Here is a 17,431-nt window from a genome sequence, read left to right as displayed (position 1 = left end):
TGATCATGGCGTGGTGCTGCAATCAGGCGCTGGAAGTGCTAGATAGCGCTACTTGTGCGGCCTTGGTTCAGCCGCCGGATTCGCCTGCGTGGGGGCTCAGCACACCCATGCTGACCAGCACGAACAGCAGGATGCCGAGGGCGATCCGGTAGATCACGAACGGCATGAAGGACTTCGTGGTGATGAAGCGCATGAACCATGCGATCACGGCGTATCCCACCACGAAGGCGACGATCGTCGCGAAGATCGTCGGCCCCCAGGAGACATGTCCCTCGCCCGCGTCCTTCAGCTCGAAGATCCCGGAAGCCAGCACGGCAGGGATGGCGAGCAGGAACGAGTAGCGCGCCGCGGCCTCACGGGTGTATCCCATCAGCAGACCGCCGCTGATGGTCGCTCCGGAGCGGGAGACGCCGGGGATCAGAGCCATCGCTTGGCAGAGGCCGTAGATCAGGCCGTCCTTGACGGACAGTTCCTGGAGCGACTTGCGGTGCCGCGGGGCACGGTGCTTGCCGCCCTCCTCGTCCCGGGCGGCGAGGCGGTCGGCGATACCGAGCACGATGCCCATGACGATCAGTGTGGTGGCGATCAGGCGGAGGTCGCGGAACGGGCCCTCGATCTGGTCCTTGAGGGTGATGCCGAGGACCCCGATCGGGATCGAGCCGACGATGACGAGCCAACCCATCTGCGCGTCGTGGTCACCGCGCATGGACTTGTCCGTCAGGGAGCGGAACCATGCGGACACGATCCTCGCGATGTCCTTGCGGAAGTAGATCAGTACGGCCGTCTCGGTGCCGATCTGGGTGATCGCGGTGAAGGCCGCACCAGGGTCATGCCATCCGGCGAACGCCGCCGTCAGCCGAAGGTGCGCGCTGGAGGAGATGGGCAGGAACTCCGTCAGCCCCTGGACGAGCCCGAGGATGAATGATTCGAACCACGACATGAAAGCTAAGCCGTCCAAGTGCTGTCAGGGGCGGAAGGTACGGGGTGGTGCGGGCCGCGATCATGCGTCCTCGCGTGGCAGCGTAGCGCCCGGCGGATTCGGCCGAACGGGCGGGCTCCCGGCGGGCGCTGAGCGGCGCCGTGGGAAACCGGGTGCGGGAACCGGTCGACGCGGCCTGGTCGACGCCTGCTGGGCGCGCCCGGCGAGGCGCATCCGTCGTTCGTATCCGTCAGGCGTTGCGCTCGTCCGGGCCGGACACCGTCCAGCCTGGTGCCTCGACCCGTGCCGTCAGACTGTCCGGTGTCGCCGCAGCACCGCAGCCGGCGCACACCACGACCGGCCCGAGTTCCTCGCCGCACTCGTGTACGAGCACGGTCGGCGGGTGCTCCGAGAGATGCCGGTCGCCCCAGTCCATGAGGGCCAGGAGGACGGGCTGGAGCTCAAGACCGGCGTCCGTCGGTACGTACTCATGGCGCAGCGGCCGCTCGCTGTACGGGACCTTCTCCAGGACTCCCGCCTCCACGAGGCGGCGCAGCCGCGCGGTCAGGACGTCGCGTGGCGCCCCCGTGTTCCGGGCGATCCGGTCGAAGCGGCGGACGCCGAGGAGGACCTCGCGCAGCACGAGCAGCGCGTATTTCTCGCCGACGACGGCGAGCGTGGCGGCGATGGAGCAGGGGCGCGGGGTCGTCATGGGGACAGCTTAGGAAAGAATGGGTTGGAAATTCCAACCCTGCTGGTTACTGTTGGGTGCGCTGAGGGTTTGGATTCCAAACTAAATGGCCCGAGCCCATCCGTATCGCCGTGCCCAGAGCGAGGAGGCGCGCTTCCATGCGTGATGCCGTGATCGTTGAAGCAGTCAGGACCCCGGTCGGCAAAGGGAAGCCGGGTGGAGCGCTCGCCGGGATCCACCCGGTGGAACTGCTCTCCCACACCTTCCGCGCGCTCGTGGAGCGCAGCGGAATCGACCCCGAACTGATCGACGACGTGATCGGCGGCACCGTCGACCAGGTGGGCGAGCAGGCCATGAACACCACGCGGTACGCCTGGCTCGGTGCCGGTCTTCCCGAGTCGGTCCCCGCCACCACGGTGGACCGTCAGTGCGGATCGTCGCAGCAGGCTGTCCACTTCGCCGCGCAGGGTGTGATGGCCGGTGCGTACGACGCCGTCGTCGCCTGCGGGGTCGAGTCCATGAGCCGTGTGCCGATGTGGTCCAACGTGCCACCCGGAGCCGACCCCTTCGGTCCCGCGGTCGCGGAGCGCTACCCCGGAGGGCTGGTGCCGCAGGGGATCAGCGCGGAATTGATTGCGGCCAAGTGGGGGATCGGGCGCGAGGCGATGGACACGTACGCCACGACGTCGCATCAGCGCGCCGCCAGGGCCTGGGCGGACGGGCTCTTCGACGCCGAAGTGGTCCCGATCGGAGGGCTCGCCACGGACGAGAGCGTGCGGGCCGGTACGACGCCCGAAGTGCTCGCCGGGCTGCGGCCCTCGTTCGAGGACCCCGCCTTCGCAGAGCGCTTCCCGGGGATCGAGTGGTCGGTCACGGCCGGCAACAGCAGCCCGGTCAACGACGGGGCGTCCGCCGTGCTCATCACCTCGGCGGATCTGGCCGAACGCCGCGGCCTGCGCCCGCTCGCGCGGCTGCACAGCTTCGCCGTCACCGGTTCCGATCCGCTGCTGATGCTCACCGGAGTGCTCCCGGCCACCGAAAAGGTCCTGAAGCGGGTCGGACTGCGCCTCGACGACATCGACCTCTTCGAGGTGAACGAGGCGTTCTCGAGTGTCGTGCTCGCCTGGCTCCAGGAGACGGGCGCCGACCCCGCGAAGCTCAACGTCCACGGCGGAGCCCTCGCGATCGGTCACCCACTCGGCGCAAGCGGCACCCGCCTGATGACGACCCTCGTCCATGCGATGCGCGCCAGAGGAGCCCGTTACGGCCTCCAGACCATGTGCGAGGCAGGCGGACTCGCCAACGCGACCATTGTCGAAGCTCTGTAGACGGGGGCCGTGCCGGGGTGCCTCGCATGGCGCCCCGGCACGTCAGGACGTGCCCAGCCGGTGGCGCTTGCGCCAGGCCACGGCCGCCCCGATCAGCGCCGACACCACGATGAAGCCCGTCGCCGCGAGGAAGATCGGTGAGTCGGGGGAGGTGGCCGTGCTGCCGGCGATCACATACGCGGCGGTGTTCGGCAGGGTCCCGAGCGCCGTGGCGAGCAGGAAGGGGGCGTATCCCATACGGGAGACCGCGGCGCAGTAGTTGACGGCGGCGAACGGAAAGCCGGGAAACAGCCGCAGTGCCAGTACGGTGCGGAAGCCGTGGCGGCTGAGCTGTCCGTCCGCGGCCTCCAGCCATCGCCCGCGCACCAGCGGGCGCAGGGCCCCCTGCCCGAGCACCCGCCCCAGAGCGAACGAGGCACCTGCCCCGATGACCGTGCCCGCTATCGCCGCCGCGAGCCCCCCGGGGGCGCCGAAGAGCACGCCCGCGGCCAGATTAAGCAGTGGACGCGGCACCAGGGCCGCCGTGCACAGCCCGTAGCAGACAGCGAAGAGGAGCACCGCCGCGCCACCGCTGAGCTGCGGTGGCCAGCCCGTGGCCAGCAGCCGGTGCGGCTTGTAGGCCAATACGGCACATACCGCGGACAGCAACAGCAGCGCCAGCAGCACCAGCCGTGCCCAGGGTGACAGAAGTGCCCGGCCACAGCGCAGAGCGAGGCCGTCGTGCGGTCCGGATACGGGGTCGAGCATCCGGGGAGACTATCCGACGAATCCGCCCGATCGCCGTAATCTGTGCCGCATGACGCTCCCGCCCGTACCCGACAGCCCCCTCGCGGACACCGTGCTGGAACGGCTCATGACGGTCTACGCGGCTGCCGCCGACCCCGCGCTCGTGCCCGTGATGGACGAGTGGATCGAGGACGACAACCTCTGGATCGTCCGTACGGCACTGCTGCACCAGCTGCGCTACAAGGACGCCACGGACCGAGAGCGCCTCTTCCGCTACTGCCTCCGCCAGTCGGATCACCCCGACTTCTTCATCCGCAAGGCGATCGGCTGGAGCCTGCGCGAGTACGCGAAGACCGACCCGGACGCGGTACGCGCCTTCGTGGCAGGTGCCCGGGACCGGCTCGCTCCGCTCTCCGTGCGAGAAGCGCTCAAGAACATCTGACCCCGAGCCGTTCCCGTCGACCATCCCGTCGACGGGGCGGTGCTGTGCGCGGCCGCCGCACCGCGGACGCGCACAGGTCCGTGGGACCGGGCAGGGCACGGCGGGTGCTGTGCCGGGCATGCCGTCGGATTCCTCACCGTCGAACTCGGTGAAGAGGGCCGACTGAACGGTGCCGGATGCGTCGAGGCCGGAGTCGAGCGAGTCCGCACGGGTGCGGCTCGGCTCCGCGATCACCTGCGGCTCCCGCAGCGGCAGCTTCGACGTGGCGGCGGCGTCGCCGACCTGGAAGGCGCCCCGTACGTGGCCCGCTGCACGTCGCTCGACCTCGACTTCAACCTCGTCGATGGGGTGGCCCTGCCCGCGTCGAGGGTGCTGACCCGTCCGTCGGGGGAGGTGAACGCGCCGTGCTCGGTGGGTTCGAGTACGTCCCGGTGGAAGTGCGGCGCTGCGTCGTCGTCGGCTGCCGCGACCACCGGGCGAGGCATCCCGGAGGTTTCAGGAGCGAACACGCCCCGCTCGAAAACCAGTCGACGTGGCCCCTGCGGCCACCGACCATGGACACATGTTCCGGCACGCCTTCACCACAGCGCCGTCCGCAGTCGCGGGCGCGCCGAAGGCTGCCGCCTTCCTGGCCGCGGTCGCGGTCGACGCCGCCACGACCGCCGCGGCGGTCGCCGCCGTCGCGGAATTCGCAGCGGCAGTCGCCGCAGCGCCGCTCGACGGCGCACGAAGCTGACTCTCCCCGGATCGTCCGGCGGGCCCCGCAGGGGGAGGGTCGGTCGGGCCAAGGGGTCCCCCTCCGCTGGGAGTTCACGCGGAGCACCACGCGAAGAGTTCCGGGAAGGAACCGCGACAGCCATGCCCAAGACGGCATTCGTGCGCACCAAGCCGCACCTCAACATCGGCACCATGGGCCATGTCGACCACGGCAAGACCACCCTCACCGCCGCCATCACCAAAGTGCTCAGCGAGCGCGGTGCCGACGGTTCGAGCACCACCGGTAGCACCGGAACCACCACGTACATCCCCTTCGACCGCATCGACCGCGCACCTGAGGAGGCCGCTCGCGGCATCACCATCAACATCGCGCACGTCGAGTACGAGACCGACACGCGTCACTACGCCCATGTCGACATGCCCGGCCACGCCGACTACGTCAAGAACATGGTCACCGGTGCCGCGCAACTCGACGGGGCCATCCTGGTGGTCTCGGCGCTCGACGGGATCATGCCCCAGACGGCCGAGCACGTCCTGCTGGCCCGTCAGGTCGGGGTCGACCACATCGTGGTCGCCCTCAACAAGGCGGACGCCGGGGACCCCGAGCTGGCGGAGCTGGTCGAGCTCGAAGTGCGGGAGTTGCTCACCTCGCACGGTTACGGTGGTGACACGGTGCCCGTCGTCCGGGTGTCCGGGTTGCGGGCGCTGGAGGGGGACCCGCGATGGATGGCGTCCATCGAGGCGCTGCTGGACGCCGTCGACACCTATGTGCCCATGCCGGTCCGCTACACCGACGCGCCGTTCCTGCTCCCGGTGGAGAACGTCCTCACCATCACCGGGCGCGGCACGGTCGTCACGGGCGCGATCGAGCGCGGCACCGTACGGGTCGGCGACCAGGTGCAGGTCCTCGGCGCGGAGGTGACCACCGTGGTCACCGGCCTGGAGACCTTCGGCAAGCCGATGGAGTCGGCGGAGGCGGGCGACAACGTCGCGCTGCTGCTGCGCGGAGTGGCGCGCGGCGCCGTGCGTCGCGGGCACGTCGTGGCGGAGCCCGGCAGCATCGTCCCCCGCCGCCGTTTCACCGCGCGGGTGTATGTGCTGTCCGCTCGCGAGGGCGGGCGCAGGACCTCGCTCGGCACCGGATACCGGCCGCAGTTCTACATCCGTACGGCCGATGTCGTCGGGGACGTCGACCTCGGTGAGGCGGCCATCGCGCGCCCCGGTGACACGGTCGCGATGACCGTGGAGCTGGGGCGTGACGTGCCGCTTGAGCCGGGCCTCGGCTTCGCGATCCGCGAAGGCGGCCGCACGGTCGGCGCGGGCACGGTGACCGAGCTGCTCTGACCGGCCGGGAAAGCGGTGAGGGGTCCGCCACCCGCCACACGCGGGGGGCGGACCCGGCCGCCACGCGCCACACTGCTGCCATGGTGGACAAGGACGACGCAGTGGAGCCGGCCCCGGCCGCGGCGCAGCAGGTCCCGGGAGCCGAGCAGGCATCGAACGAGCACCGTACGGCCCTCGTACTGGGCGGCGGCGGACTCGCCGGGATCGGCTGGGAGATCGGCATCCTCAGCGGACTCGCCCGCGAGGGTGTCGATCCGACCAGCGCCGATCTGATCGTCGGAACATCCGCCGGCTCGGTCGTCGGTGCCCAACTCGGTTCCGGACGCCTCACCCTGCCCGAGTTGTACGACCGTCAGCTGGCCGACCTCGACGGCGAGGTGCCCGCGGGCATGGGCGCCGCCGTCCTGGCCCGCTACCTGTGGGGTGTGCTCTGGTCGCGTGACCCCGAGGCCTACGGTGCCCGCATGGGGCGCCTCGCCCTGTCAGCTCGTACCGAACCCGAGGAGGCGCGCCGGGCGGTCTTCCACGAACGGCTCCTGACCCATGAGTGGCCGCGTGCCCGGCGGCTGGTCGTCACCGCGGTCGACGCCGTCAGTGGTGAGTTCCGTGCGTTCGACCGCGAGAGCGGCGTGGAGCTGATCGACGCGGTGGGCGCGAGTTGCGCGGTGCCCGGCGTGTGGCCGCCCGTCACCATCGGAGGACGGCGGTTCATCGACGGCGGGGTCCGCTCGTCCACCAACGCCGATCTGGCGCTGGGATACGGAACCGTCGTGATCGTCGCCCCCATCGCGGTCGGCGGCGGCCCCGTGCTGTCCGCCCGCACCCTGGCCACCCGGCTGTCCGCCTCGGGCGCCCGGGTCAGTCTCATCACCCCGGACCGGGCCTCCCGCAGGGCGTTCGGCCGGAACGTCCTGGACCCCGCCCGCCGCGCCCCGGCGGCGCGTGCCGGTCTCGCACAGGCCGCAGCCCACGTGGACGACGTCGGAGCCGTCTGGCCGTCCCGCACCGACGCCTCCCGCAGCGGGCCGTTCCCCACCAGAACCTCCCGCACCAGGCCCTGAGCCCGGTACCGGCTCACCCGAACGCAGTAGTCCGGGCGCACAATGGACGGGTGAATGAGGCCATCCCCGTCATCCGTCCGGTCGACCACGGCACTGCCAGGCTGATGCCCGACGTGGACCGCGAACGAGCCTGGCTGCTGACCGTGGACGGGGCACCCCAGTCCTATGTCGACCTCGACGACCCGACCCACCTGGAATTCGAGTACGCCCGGCGGCTCGCCCATGTCGTCGACTGCGTGGCGGACGAGGGCGTGCCGCTCGACGTGCTGCACCTCGGCGGGGGTGCGATGACCCTGCCCCGCTATGTCGCCGCCACCAGGCCCGGGTCCCGACAGGTCGTGGTCGAGGCGGACCACGGGCTGCTCGCGCTGGTGACCGAGCACCTGCCGCTCCCGGGCGGCTCGGACATCACGGTGCACGGCACGGATGCCCGCCGCTGGCTGGCTCAGGCGCAGGCGCACAGCGTCGATGTGCTGATCGCCGACGTCTTCGGCGGCTCGCGCGTGCCGGCCCATCTCACCTCACACGAGTACGTGCGTGCCGCGCGGCGGGTACTCCGTCCCGACGGCCTCTACGCGGCGAATCTCGCCGACGGCGCACCCTTCGCCTTCCTCCGCTCCCAACTGGGCACCTTCGCCGAGGAATTCGAGGAAATGGCACTTGTCGCGGAGCCGGCGGTACTGCGTGGCCGCAGGTTCGGCAACGCCGTGCTGCTCGCCTCGCACCGCCCATTGGACCTCGCCGCGCTGGCCCGCCGGACCGCGTCCGACGTCTTCCCCGCCCGGGTCCAGCACGGGCCGGGGTTGCGCCGGTTCATCGGGGACGCCCAGCCGGTGCGCGACGAGAACGCCGTCGACTCACCCGAGCCGCCCGACGGTGCCTTCGGCATCGGCTGAAGGCGCGGCCGGTGCCGATGCCCCGTCCGGGACCGCCGGGCCGGCCGGCGCCACCTCCGGGACCAGGGGCGACGGCACGGACTCGCCCTGGTTCCCGGCGACCCGACGCGTACGCCTGGTCAGGTTTCGTACATCGGGGACCAGCAGGACCAGCGCCGTGACGAGCACGATCAGCCCCGCACATCCCCACAGGGCCTGCCCGCGCCCGACCGCCTGCTCAGCCGGCCCGGCCAGGGCCATGGACAGGGGGAGTACGGCCGTGGAACTGACCCAGTCGTACGCGGAGACGCGGGACAGTTTCTCCTCCGGTACCTCCTGGTGCAGTGCGGTCATCCACACGACGCCGAACACCTCGATCGCGACGCCGCTGACGAACATCACCGCGGCCAGGGCACCGAACGGCACCGGCACGGCGAGCGCCGCCGAAGGCAGTGCCAGCGGGAAGACGCACACGGTGCCCACGAGCAGCATCCGCCGAGGCTTCCACCGGGTCATCAGCAGCGCCCCGCCGATGGTGCCCGCGCCGAACGCCGCCAGGGCCAGGCCCCAAGGCCGCGCGCCGCCCAGTGACTCCTCGGCCACCAGCGGCCCGTACACCGCCTCCGCGGCACCCACGACCGCGTTCACCACGGCGAACTGGATGGTGATCGACCACAGCCAGGTCCGTCCGGCGAACTCCCGCCAGCCGTCGCGCAGATCAGTCAGCAGCCCGCCGCTGTTCCGCGGCCTCGAGGCCTGGCTGACATTCAGGAAGGCCCGCAACGCGCCGGCCACCGCGAAGGCGGCGGCGTCGATCGCCAGCACCCAGCCGGGGCCGAACCCGGCGATCAGCACACCGCCGAGCGCCGCTCCGCCGATGCCCGCCCCGTGCATCGCCAGTCGGAACACAGCGAAGGCCCGGCTCGCCTGCTCCCCGTCCACGCTGGAGATCAGCATGCCTTCGGCCGCCGGATTGAAGAAGGCCTGCCCCGTGCCGCCCAACGCGGTCAGCAGCGTCATCTGCCAGAGCGTCGGCTCACCCATGAGGACCAGGGCGGCGAAGGCCGCCTGGGACACGCAGTTGAGCGCGTTCGCCGCCACCATCACGCGGTGGCGTGGCAGCCGATCCGCGATGGCGCCGCCGATCAGTGTGAACAGCACCAATGGCAGGGTGCGTGCCGCCGCGACGAGTCCCACGTCGCCGCCGTCACCGCCGGACTCCATCACTGCGAACGCCGCCGCGATCAGCGCGCCGTGGCTGCCCAGGTTGGTGACGACCGCCGAAGCGGTCAGCAGGGTGTAGTTGCGGCCGGCCCATTCCGGTCGGCGTGGGCGGTGGGACGTACGGCTCCGAGGAGCCGGGGCGGGAGGTGTCACCCGTGGACTATCGCCCGCTGCGGCTGCTCCTGCCAAACCGCATGCGGTGTGGGGAGCCGGAGCGCGTGGCGGAATCCCCGCGGGGCGTAATGCGCTCGGAATCAGGTGAATTGGAATGGATGCGTTCGTCGGTGTGGACTGGTGGACTGGCCGACGGCGGTCGCCCCGGTCGGGCCCGGGCGTCGGGCGGGGCGTTGCGATACAGGATCGCGCCGGATGCGGCCGTGCGCGTGCCGGGTGGGGATGGTCAAGATGGCTACCCGTCGGTAACATCCGTCGTCATGAGCAACGAGCAGATGTCCGCCGGTGAGATCCTCCTGGCTACGGTCCCCATGGCCGCGACCCTCAACCTGGAGTTCCTGGAGAGCTCCGCCGAGCGCGCCGTCGTCCGGATGCCGGACCAGGCCGCCTACCACAACCACGTCGGCGGGCCGCACGCCGGAGCGATGTTCACCCTTGCCGAGTCCGCGAGTGGCGCCATCGTGATCGCCGCCTTCGGCGAGGTCCTCAACCGAGCCGTGCCGCTCGCCGTCAGCGCGGAGATCAACTACAGGAAGCTGGCCATGGGCGTCGTCACGGCGACCGCAGCGTTGGGCCGCCCGGCCGCCGACGTCATCGCCGAGCTGAACGCGGGCAAGCGGCCCGAGTTCCCCGTCGAGATCGCGATCACCCGCGAGGACGGCGCTGTCACAGGCGAGATGACCGTCCTGTGGACGCTGCGCCCCAACAGCTGATCCGCCGCCGCATGGGCAGCCGCGGCGAGCCGCCCCCGCTGTCCTCCTGGCGGAGGGCGGGGCGGCGGCGCGCTTCGCTCGTCCCGCTGCGGTGGTGTCTGCGGCCCGAGGCGCCCGGCGTGCGGGGGTGCCCGGAGTCGGACAAACGGTGACCAGGTAGGCTGCCCGGCGTGCGCCATCTGGCGCACGCCGGGCAGCACGGGCCCGACGACACCGGCCGCACCCGCGCCACGCCCGGCGATCACGGGCCCGGGCCGAACGACAACGGGAGGACCGGCGGTGCACGTCCAGGAGTGGCTTGAGACCATCCCGGCGGTGAGTATCTACATCCTGGTGGGTGTGGTCATCGGGCTGGAGAGTCTCGGCATCCCGCTGCCGGGTGAGATCGTCCTCGTCAGCTCCGCCCTGCTCGCCTCCCAGCACGGCGAGATCGACCCCTGGGTGCTGGGCATCTGCGCCACCGCGGGTGCCATCGTGGGTGACTCGATCGGCTACGCCATCGGCCGCAAGGGCGGCCGGCCGCTGCTCGCCTGGTGTGGGAGGAGATTCCCCAAGCACTTCAGCGAGGCCAACATCGCGATGGCGGAACGGTCTTTCGAGAAGTGGGGCATGTGGGCGGTCTTCTTCGGCCGCTTCGTGGCCCTGCTGAGGATCTTCGCCGGCCCTCTCGCCGGTGTGCTGCGCATGCCGTACTGGAAGTTCCTGATCGCCAATGTCTTCGGCGGCATCCTCTGGGCCGGCGGCACCACGGCGGTCATCTATTCGGTCGGCGTCGTCGCCGAAGCCTGGCTCAAGCGCTTCTCGTGGCTCGGCCTGGTCCTGGCCGTGCTCTTCGGCGTGGCCTCGATGCTGATCCTCAAGAGCCGCGCCAAGAAGGCGGCGGCACGCACCGAGGCCATGGGCGGTGGCGGAGAACCGGCCGCGCCCCCGGTCGCCGCTACTGCCGCCGCTGCCGTACAGGCCGATTCGGCGCAGAACTGACGATGTGACCAACCGCCGCGGCGGTCGATCCCACGAGGAGTACGTGATGGCACAGGGACAGCGGGCGCTGGTTTCCGGAGTCGGAGGGAAGGAGCCCCGAGTCGACCCCGGAGCGTTCATCGCCCCCACGTCCGTGGTGATCGGAGAAGTCGCCCTCGCAGCGGGTTCCAGTGTCTGGTACCACGCGGTGCTGCGCGCGGACTGCGGACCGATCGTGATCGGAGCGGACAGCAACGTCCAGGACAACTGCACCGTCCATGTCGATCCGGGCTGCCCGGTGACCGTCGGCGAGCGGGTGACCGTCGGTCACAACGCAGTGCTGCACGGCTGCACCGTCGAGGACGACGTCCTGATCGGCATGGGGGCGACCGTGCTCAACGGCGCCCGTATCGGAGCGGGTTCACTCGTCGCGGCGCAGGCGCTGGTGCCGCAGGGGATGCAGGTTCCGCCCGGCTCGCTGGTGGCCGGTGTGCCGGCCAAGGTCAGGCGCGAGTTGACGGACGAGGAGCGCGAGGGCCTCAAGGTCAACGCCTTGATGTACCTGGAGCTGGCCAAGGAGCACCGGGCGGCGACCGAGAGCTGACCGCGGGAGGCAGGTGCAGCCGACTCGCGCGGCGGGTGGCGGTACGTCTGATTCACCGCTTGTCCCCCGGGTAGCCGCAGCGTACGTAGGCAGCGGTCCATGCGGCCGACGCAGTCGATGCGGTCCGTTCCTCCAGCGGTTCGGGCTTCGGAAAGGTGCCCCGATGACCACACCCACCCAACCGCCACCCGATGGCCCTGAGCCGGTGCCCAGTGGCCCGAGGCCGGTGCCTCGCGATCCCCAGCCGTCGCCGTCGGAGCCCGAGCCCGGTCCTCAACCGCACGGCGACCCGGAGCCGGACACCGGCCCGGTGCCGGAGCCGCCCGACTGAGTGCGCGCTCAGCGTCACCGATTGCGGACAGCGAGTGATAGGCGCAAGGTGGATATGCCAGTCCACCCCCCACGTGAAGGGACGCCGTCATGGCAAAGGCAAAGGCGAAGGCGAAGCAGGCCAAGGGCAAGATGAAGGAGACCGCGGGCAAGGCCATGGGCGACCGCTCCATGCAGGCCGAGGGCCGTGGCGAGCAGGCCATGGGCAAGGCGCAGGAGAACGCCGAGCAGGCGGCCGAGCGGATGAAGCGGCCCGGGCGGTAAGCCCCAGGCCGTGGCCATCGGCCATCGGCAGGGCGGTCGTACCCGTGCGGTCGGGTGCGGCCGCCCTCGCGCGCCGGCCGGGGATCGCGGGACAGCCCTCTGCTCTCGTGCGAAGGCTCAGGGGGCGAGTTCCCCACCACCGCGCCGCACGCTGCCCCGCACACGGCGCTTGAGTTCGGCCAGCCAGGCGTGGCTCGCCGACCTGCTCCGCGAATGCCGGTCGAGCTCTTCGATCAGCCGCTCGCTGCGCTTCTCCACATCGAGCTCGTCCAGGATCCGGTCGGCCTCGGCGAGCAGTGCCCCGTGGAGCTGCCAGTGCGCGGACTCGGCCCGGATGCCCAGCAGCAGCAGGGCCAGGTGCTCCCGGCTCCGCCGCCCCGCGGCCAGCTCGGCGGCGAGGCGCTCCTCCGCTTCCTCCGCGTTCTCCGCGACCTGCGTGGTGATCAGGACGACGAAGTCCCCGATGGCCGTGGAGAGGTGCGCGTACAGCTCCTGGAGGGCTCCTGTGACGGGCGGCGGGAAGAGGGTGCCCGACGGCTGAGTCTTGGCGAGATCGGTGAGAGTGCGGCAGGAAACCCGCAGGATCACCGCGCAGATCTCCAGGGCGTCGAGGCCGGTGCGCAGCACCAGACGGGAGAGCACCGGCTCTTTGACCCGGGGGTTCAGGCGCAGGCTCTCCTCCGCCTGACGCAGCGCCGCGTCCACATGGGAGATGTCGTGGTCGAGGCGCCGGGCCTCGTGCAGCTGGGCCGCCGCTCGCTCCACGGGGGTGTGCTCGCCCAGCTGTTCGGACATATGAGCGAGCAGGTTCCGCATCCGGGCGGCGAGCCCGTCGATGGCCTGGCTCGCGTCATTCACCCAGACGGGCGGTACGAAGAGAACGTTGAACGCCAGGCCCACGACCGCGCCGATCAAGGTCTCCAGGACGCGGTCCCAGGCCGTCGCCGTCACCTGGGTCACCCCCAGCACCAGCATGGCGCTGATCGCCACCTCGGGCACGAACTCGCCGACCTTGACAAACCGCCCGATCACCAGGGAGGCCAGGATCACCAGGCCGAGGCTCCACCACGTCAGCCCCACCAACGAGCTGAATCCGATGGCGATGAGCACACCGGCGACGACCGCGTTCACGCGCCGGATCCCGGTGGTGAGCGTGGAGTACAGGGTGACCTGCACGACGAGAAGCGCGGTCAGTGGCGCGGTGAGGGGCAGCGCCTCGTTGCTGAGCTGCAGGGCGACGACGTAGGAGATGACCGCCGCTGCGGTCGACCGCACCGTTTGGACGACGGCCGGTTCACGATGGCGCCGTACGAACTGGCGCAGTGGCTCCGTGGCTTCCGACACTCGACCAGACTGCCGTGTGCATGCGCCGCACGTGGGGCGGCGCGGCCGTGGGGCGAAGATCACAGGCTGCTGTCCGACTGGTCGGCTCAGCGCCGACTACCGTGTCCGGGTGCCCAAGAACCGAAACACGTTCTCATCGCTCTCCGCCTGGCGCCGACGTGTCCTGGCGAACGCCGTGCAGGGCTGCTGGCGCTGGGTGCAGCGGACGGGTGCGGTGACCGCGGAGAGCCCCGGGCGCCTGCGTTTCCGCAGGATCGGAGAGGGCACCCGGCTGGCGTTCCCGCAGGGCACGGTCTTCGGCGAGCCATGGATCGAGCTGGGCGACTACTGCATCATCGGCGAGCAGGTCACCCTGACGGCCGGCATGATGCCGGATCTCGACCTCGGGCCCGACCCGATCCTCACCCTGGGCGACGGCGTGGTCCTCGGCCGCGGCAGTCATGTCATCGCGGACACCCGGGTGTCCATCGGTTCGGACACCTACTGCGGACCGTACGTCTACATCACCTCGACCAACCACAGCTACGACGATCCGCACCAGCCGGTGGGCAAGCAGTGGCCTCGTACCGACCCGGTCGAGATCGGCCCCGGCTGCTGGCTCGGCACCGGCGCGGTGATCCTTCCCGGGGCCCGCATCGGACGCAATGTGGTGGTGGCGGCGGGTTCCGTGGTCCGTGGCGACGTACCGGACCATGCGGTGGTGGCCGGGGCCCCCGCCAAGGTGGTGCGCCACTGGGACGCCGAGCGCGGCTGGCAGCCGCCGCTGCGCACTCCGGCGCCGATGCCGATCCCGGAGGGCGTCACCCCGGACGATCTGCGGGCGCTCGCGGAGCTGGAACTCCAGATGGAAGCGGAGCTCACACGGGAACTCAGGTCGGACGAGGCTGACGGCCCGTCTTCCCGCTGACGCCGCCCCGTCGTGGATCATCCGCTCGCGAGCAGCACGGTGCCGATGAGCGCGAGCCCCGCACCTGCCGCCTGCACGGCGCGCAGCCGCTCCTTGAGCACGCCCCGCGCGGCCAGCGCCGTGACCACCGGGTAGAGCGAGGCGAGTACGGCCGCCACGGTCACGGGGCCGTGCTGCGCGGCGATCGAGTAGGTGCCGTTGGCGGCGACATCCGCGAGCCCGACGAACGCGAGGGCGGGCAACGAGGCCCTGACGGCCGCCGTGCCGCCCTCTTCGGGAAGGGCCCGACCGCCGCGCCTGACCGACACGCACAACGCCGCACCGCCCACCGCGACATTGGTGACCCGTTGGACGAACAGGGCGAGGAAGAGCCCGGTGAGCGTGGTCGAGGCCTCGGAGATCAACGCCATCACCGCGCCGAAGCCGAAGGCCGCGAGCAGGGTGAGCAGGACCGCCTGCCGCTGCACCGGTGCGCCGCGCAGTTCCGGCCCGCCGGCCAGGAGGATGCCCGCCACGGCCACACCGATGCCCGCGAACTGCGCCAGCCCCGGCCGATCCCCGAGCAGCAGTCCCACCGACACCGGTACGACGACTCCGAGCGAGCCGAGCGGGGACACCACGCCCATCGGTCCGAGCGCGAGGGCACGGTAGAAGCTGAGCATCGCGACCGGGCCGGCGGCACCGGCTGCCACGGCGTACCAGAGCTCGGGACCCGCCTCGCGTAGAGCTCCGGTGGCGAGTACGAGGGCGCCGAGCACACCCACCGCGATGGCCTGGGAGACCACGACGACGGTGAGTGCCGGGATGCGACGTGTCAGCAGACCGCCGCCGAAGTCGGCCAGCCCCCACATGAGACTGGTGGCCAGGGCGAACATCGCAGTCACGGGTGAAGCCTCGCAGTACAGTGGGATGAACGATGGGGTGCAGCCCACCGTAGTGCAACCTGTTGAACTCTGACAATCAAAATATTGGATGGAACGTGTCGGACCTCGATCAGCTGACGCAGTCGCTCGCCCGCAACCTGAAGCGCTGGCGCGGTGAGCGCGGCTTCACCCTCGACGCCCTCGCCGCCCGCTCAGGCGTCAGCCGGGGAATGATCATCCAGATTGAGCAGGCACGCACCAATCCGAGCGTCGGCACCACCGTGAAGCTCGCCGACGCCCTCGGGATCAGCATCGCCACCCTTCTCGACTACGAGCAGGGCCCGCAGGTCCGCCTGGTCCCCTCGGAGCAGGCGGTCCGCATGTGGTCGACCCCGGCGGGCAGCTCCACCACGCTGCTGGTGGGTGCGGAAGCCCGGGGGCCGCTGGAGCTGTGGGCCTGGACACTCGTCCCCGGCGATGAGAGCGCGTCCGATCCGCATCCGAGCGGCACGGTCGAACTGATCCATGTCACCACCGGCGAGCTCACCCTCGTCGTCGACGGCAAGCCCCACCTCGTACCGGCCGGCACCTCGGCGAGCTTCGAGGCCGATGTGCCGCACACCTACCGGAACGAGGGCGATGGCACGGTCGAGATGACCATGGCGGTCGCCGTGCCTCCCGCCGGCTGACGCCGGGCAGCGGTTGGGCGCAGTCAGCCCAGGCGCGGAATCTCGATCGCGGGGCAGCGGTCCATCACCATCTCAAGACCCGCGTCCCGGGTCCGCGCGTACGCCTCCTCGTCGATCACGCCGAGCTGGAACCACACCGCCTTCGCGCCCTTGGCCACGGCCTCGTCCGCGACGGCACCGGCCAGTCGGTCGTTGACGAACACATCCACGACGTCGACCGGGAACGGGATCTCGTCGAGCGAGGCGTAGCCCCGTTCCCCGTGCACCGTCTCCGCCTTGGGGTGCACCGGCACGATGCGCTTGCCGAAGCGCTGGAGCACCCGGGCGACGCCGTAGGCCGCGCGGGACTCGTTGTTCGAAAGGCCGACCACGGCCCAGGTGTCCCCGGAGCCGGTCAGGATCTTGCGGATCGTCTCTGCGTCTGCGTACATGCCGGGCACAACCCGTGTGCGGCACGGCCCATTCCCCGTCCGCCCGGGCTCCCGCGGCCACGGCCGCTGTCACCGGCGCCGCATAGGGTGGCCCTATGCAGGAGCAGTACCGGACGGTCGCCCACGAAGGCGCGCACGAGATCGAGATCAACCGATCGCGCTTCATCTGCGCGCTCGCGCCCGCCGCGACCGAGCAGGAGGCCCAGGACTTCATCGCACGCATCCGCAGGGAGCATCCCGCCGCGACCCACAACTGCTACGCCTACGTCATCGGCGCCGACGCCGCCGTCCAGAGGGCCGGCGACGACGGGGAGCCCGGTGGCACGGCCGGCGTGCCGATGCTCCAGATGCTGACGCGACGAGAAGTCCGCTACGCCGTGGCCGTCGTCACCCGCTACTACGGCGGGGTGAAGCTCGGCGCCGGTGGGCTGATCCGCGCGTACGGCGGTGCGGTGGGCGAGGCCCTCGACGCCCTGGGCACCGTCACCCGCCGGCGCTTCCGGCTCGCCACCGTCACGGTCGGCCACCAGCGGGCGGGAAGGCTGGAGAACGACCTGCGGGCGGCCGGGCGTTCGGTGCGGGAGGTGCACTACGGCGAGTCGGTGACCATCGAGGTCGGGCTGCCGGAGTCCGATGTGGACAGCTTCCGGGCCTGGGTCGCGGACAGCACAGCGGGTACGGCGGAGCTGGTGCTCGGCGGGGAGGCCTACGGTCCTGCGTGAGGCGGGCGGAGGGTCGGTGCCGGTCAGGTCCGACCGGCACCGGGTGTAGCGGGCCCGCAGGGAGCGCCAGGGCGGTAGCGTGGTCGCTGCTGATCGTGGGGGT

General features: G+C 71.1%; 20 protein-coding genes. 13 read left to right on the top strand and 7 right to left on the bottom strand.

The window, feature by feature from the left end; all coding sequences use genetic code 11:
- Positions 1-67 precede the first annotated feature (67 nt).
- A complete protein-coding gene (locus tag V1460_RS21345; RefSeq protein WP_338675246.1) occupies positions 68-940 on the bottom strand; it encodes an undecaprenyl-diphosphate phosphatase in 873 nt (290 codons plus the stop codon).
- A gap of 229 nt (positions 941-1,169) precedes the next feature.
- The gene (locus tag V1460_RS21340; RefSeq protein WP_338675245.1) at positions 1,170-1,631 is read right to left on the bottom strand and encodes a helix-turn-helix domain-containing protein; all 462 of its coding nucleotides are present in this window, start codon (positions 1,629-1,631) and stop codon (positions 1,170-1,172) included.
- Between the two features lie 137 nt (positions 1,632-1,768).
- Between V1460_RS21340 and V1460_RS21335 the strand changes: the two genes are divergently transcribed.
- Entirely contained in the window at positions 1,769-2,938 is a 1,170-nt protein-coding gene (locus V1460_RS21335; RefSeq protein WP_338675244.1) for a thiolase family protein, read from the top strand.
- A 42-nt stretch (positions 2,939-2,980) separates the two neighbouring features.
- Here V1460_RS21335 and V1460_RS21330 read toward each other — a convergent pair whose 3' ends face one another.
- Positions 2,981-3,685: a TVP38/TMEM64 family protein gene (locus V1460_RS21330; RefSeq protein ID WP_338675243.1), complete on the bottom strand. Its 705-nt coding sequence runs from the start codon at positions 3,683-3,685 to the stop codon at positions 2,981-2,983.
- A 49-nt stretch (positions 3,686-3,734) separates the two neighbouring features.
- On the opposite strand from V1460_RS21330, the gene V1460_RS21325 reads away from it, so the two are divergent.
- From V1460_RS21325 to V1460_RS21305, 5 genes are all read left to right on the top strand, one after another.
- Positions 3,735-4,106: a DNA alkylation repair protein gene (locus tag V1460_RS21325; RefSeq protein WP_407077502.1), complete on the top strand. Its 372-nt coding sequence runs from the start codon at positions 3,735-3,737 to the stop codon at positions 4,104-4,106.
- Between the two features lie 562 nt (positions 4,107-4,668).
- Positions 4,669-4,842 (top strand): hypothetical protein, encoded by a 174-nt coding sequence (locus V1460_RS21320; protein ID WP_338675242.1) that lies wholly within the window; start codon positions 4,669-4,671, stop codon positions 4,840-4,842.
- 122 nt (positions 4,843-4,964) lie between these two features.
- Positions 4,965-6,167, top strand: coding sequence for an elongation factor Tu (gene tuf / locus V1460_RS21315; RefSeq protein ID WP_338675241.1), 1,203 nt, complete (start codon positions 4,965-4,967; stop codon positions 6,165-6,167).
- A gap of 80 nt (positions 6,168-6,247) precedes the next feature.
- Positions 6,248-7,228, top strand: coding sequence for a patatin-like phospholipase family protein (locus V1460_RS21310; RefSeq protein WP_338675240.1), 981 nt, complete (start codon positions 6,248-6,250; stop codon positions 7,226-7,228).
- A gap of 50 nt (positions 7,229-7,278) precedes the next feature.
- A complete protein-coding gene (locus V1460_RS21305) occupies positions 7,279-8,124 on the top strand; it encodes a fused MFS/spermidine synthase (RefSeq protein WP_338675239.1) in 846 nt (281 codons plus the stop codon).
- Here the strand turns inward: V1460_RS21305 and V1460_RS21300 are convergent.
- Positions 8,086-9,480: an MFS transporter gene (locus V1460_RS21300; RefSeq protein ID WP_338675238.1), complete on the bottom strand. Its 1,395-nt coding sequence runs from the start codon at positions 9,478-9,480 to the stop codon at positions 8,086-8,088. The two genes, V1460_RS21305 and V1460_RS21300, sit on opposite strands and share 39 nt — an antisense overlap.
- A 296-nt stretch (positions 9,481-9,776) precedes the next feature.
- Between V1460_RS21300 and V1460_RS21295 the strand changes: the two genes are divergently transcribed.
- The 4 genes from V1460_RS21295 (at position 9,777) to V1460_RS21280 (ending at position 12,372) form a co-directional block, all read left to right on the top strand.
- The gene (locus V1460_RS21295) at positions 9,777-10,214 is read left to right on the top strand and encodes a DUF4442 domain-containing protein (protein ID WP_338678138.1); all 438 of its coding nucleotides are present in this window, start codon (positions 9,777-9,779) and stop codon (positions 10,212-10,214) included.
- A gap of 279 nt (positions 10,215-10,493) precedes the next feature.
- The gene (locus V1460_RS21290; RefSeq protein WP_338675237.1) at positions 10,494-11,195 is read left to right on the top strand and encodes a DedA family protein; all 702 of its coding nucleotides are present in this window, start codon (positions 10,494-10,496) and stop codon (positions 11,193-11,195) included.
- Positions 11,196-11,241: 46 nt separating this feature from the next.
- Positions 11,242-11,778, top strand: coding sequence for a gamma carbonic anhydrase family protein (locus V1460_RS21285; protein ID WP_338675236.1), 537 nt, complete (start codon positions 11,242-11,244; stop codon positions 11,776-11,778).
- Between the two features lie 420 nt (positions 11,779-12,198).
- Positions 12,199-12,372 (top strand): CsbD family protein, encoded by a 174-nt coding sequence (locus tag V1460_RS21280; protein WP_338675235.1) that lies wholly within the window; start codon positions 12,199-12,201, stop codon positions 12,370-12,372.
- Between the two features lie 117 nt (positions 12,373-12,489).
- Here V1460_RS21280 and V1460_RS21275 read toward each other — a convergent pair whose 3' ends face one another.
- Positions 12,490-13,716, bottom strand: coding sequence for an aromatic acid exporter family protein (locus tag V1460_RS21275; protein WP_338675234.1), 1,227 nt, complete (start codon positions 13,714-13,716; stop codon positions 12,490-12,492).
- Positions 13,717-13,825: 109 nt separating this feature from the next.
- On the opposite strand from V1460_RS21275, the gene V1460_RS21270 reads away from it, so the two are divergent.
- Complete coding sequence (locus tag V1460_RS21270; protein ID WP_338675233.1) at positions 13,826-14,623, top strand: acyltransferase; 798 nt, start codon at positions 13,826-13,828, stop codon at positions 14,621-14,623.
- Positions 14,624-14,640: 17 nt separating this feature from the next.
- Here V1460_RS21270 and V1460_RS21265 read toward each other — a convergent pair whose 3' ends face one another.
- On the bottom strand, positions 14,641-15,507 hold the full coding sequence (locus V1460_RS21265) for a DMT family transporter (RefSeq protein WP_338675232.1): 867 nt from the start codon (positions 15,505-15,507) through the stop codon (positions 14,641-14,643).
- Between the two features lie 95 nt (positions 15,508-15,602).
- Here V1460_RS21265 and V1460_RS21260 point away from each other — a divergent pair, with 95 nt between their 5' ends.
- The gene (locus tag V1460_RS21260) at positions 15,603-16,175 is read left to right on the top strand and encodes an XRE family transcriptional regulator (RefSeq protein WP_338675231.1); all 573 of its coding nucleotides are present in this window, start codon (positions 15,603-15,605) and stop codon (positions 16,173-16,175) included.
- Between the two features lie 23 nt (positions 16,176-16,198).
- On the opposite strand, the gene V1460_RS21255 is transcribed toward V1460_RS21260, so the two are convergent.
- Positions 16,199-16,606, bottom strand: coding sequence for a CoA-binding protein (locus V1460_RS21255; protein ID WP_338675230.1), 408 nt, complete (start codon positions 16,604-16,606; stop codon positions 16,199-16,201).
- A 95-nt stretch (positions 16,607-16,701) separates the two neighbouring features.
- On the opposite strand from V1460_RS21255, the gene V1460_RS21250 reads away from it, so the two are divergent.
- The gene (locus V1460_RS21250; RefSeq protein ID WP_338675229.1) at positions 16,702-17,328 is read left to right on the top strand and encodes a YigZ family protein; all 627 of its coding nucleotides are present in this window, start codon (positions 16,702-16,704) and stop codon (positions 17,326-17,328) included.
- Positions 17,329-17,431 lie beyond the last annotated feature (103 nt).

It is taken from the genome of Streptomyces sp. SCSIO 30461 (genome assembly GCF_037023745.1).
Lineage (GTDB): Bacteria > Actinomycetota > Actinomycetes > Streptomycetales > Streptomycetaceae > Streptomyces.
Note: the sequence above shows the minus strand (reverse complement) of the source record. Positions and strands in the feature narration are given on the sequence as shown.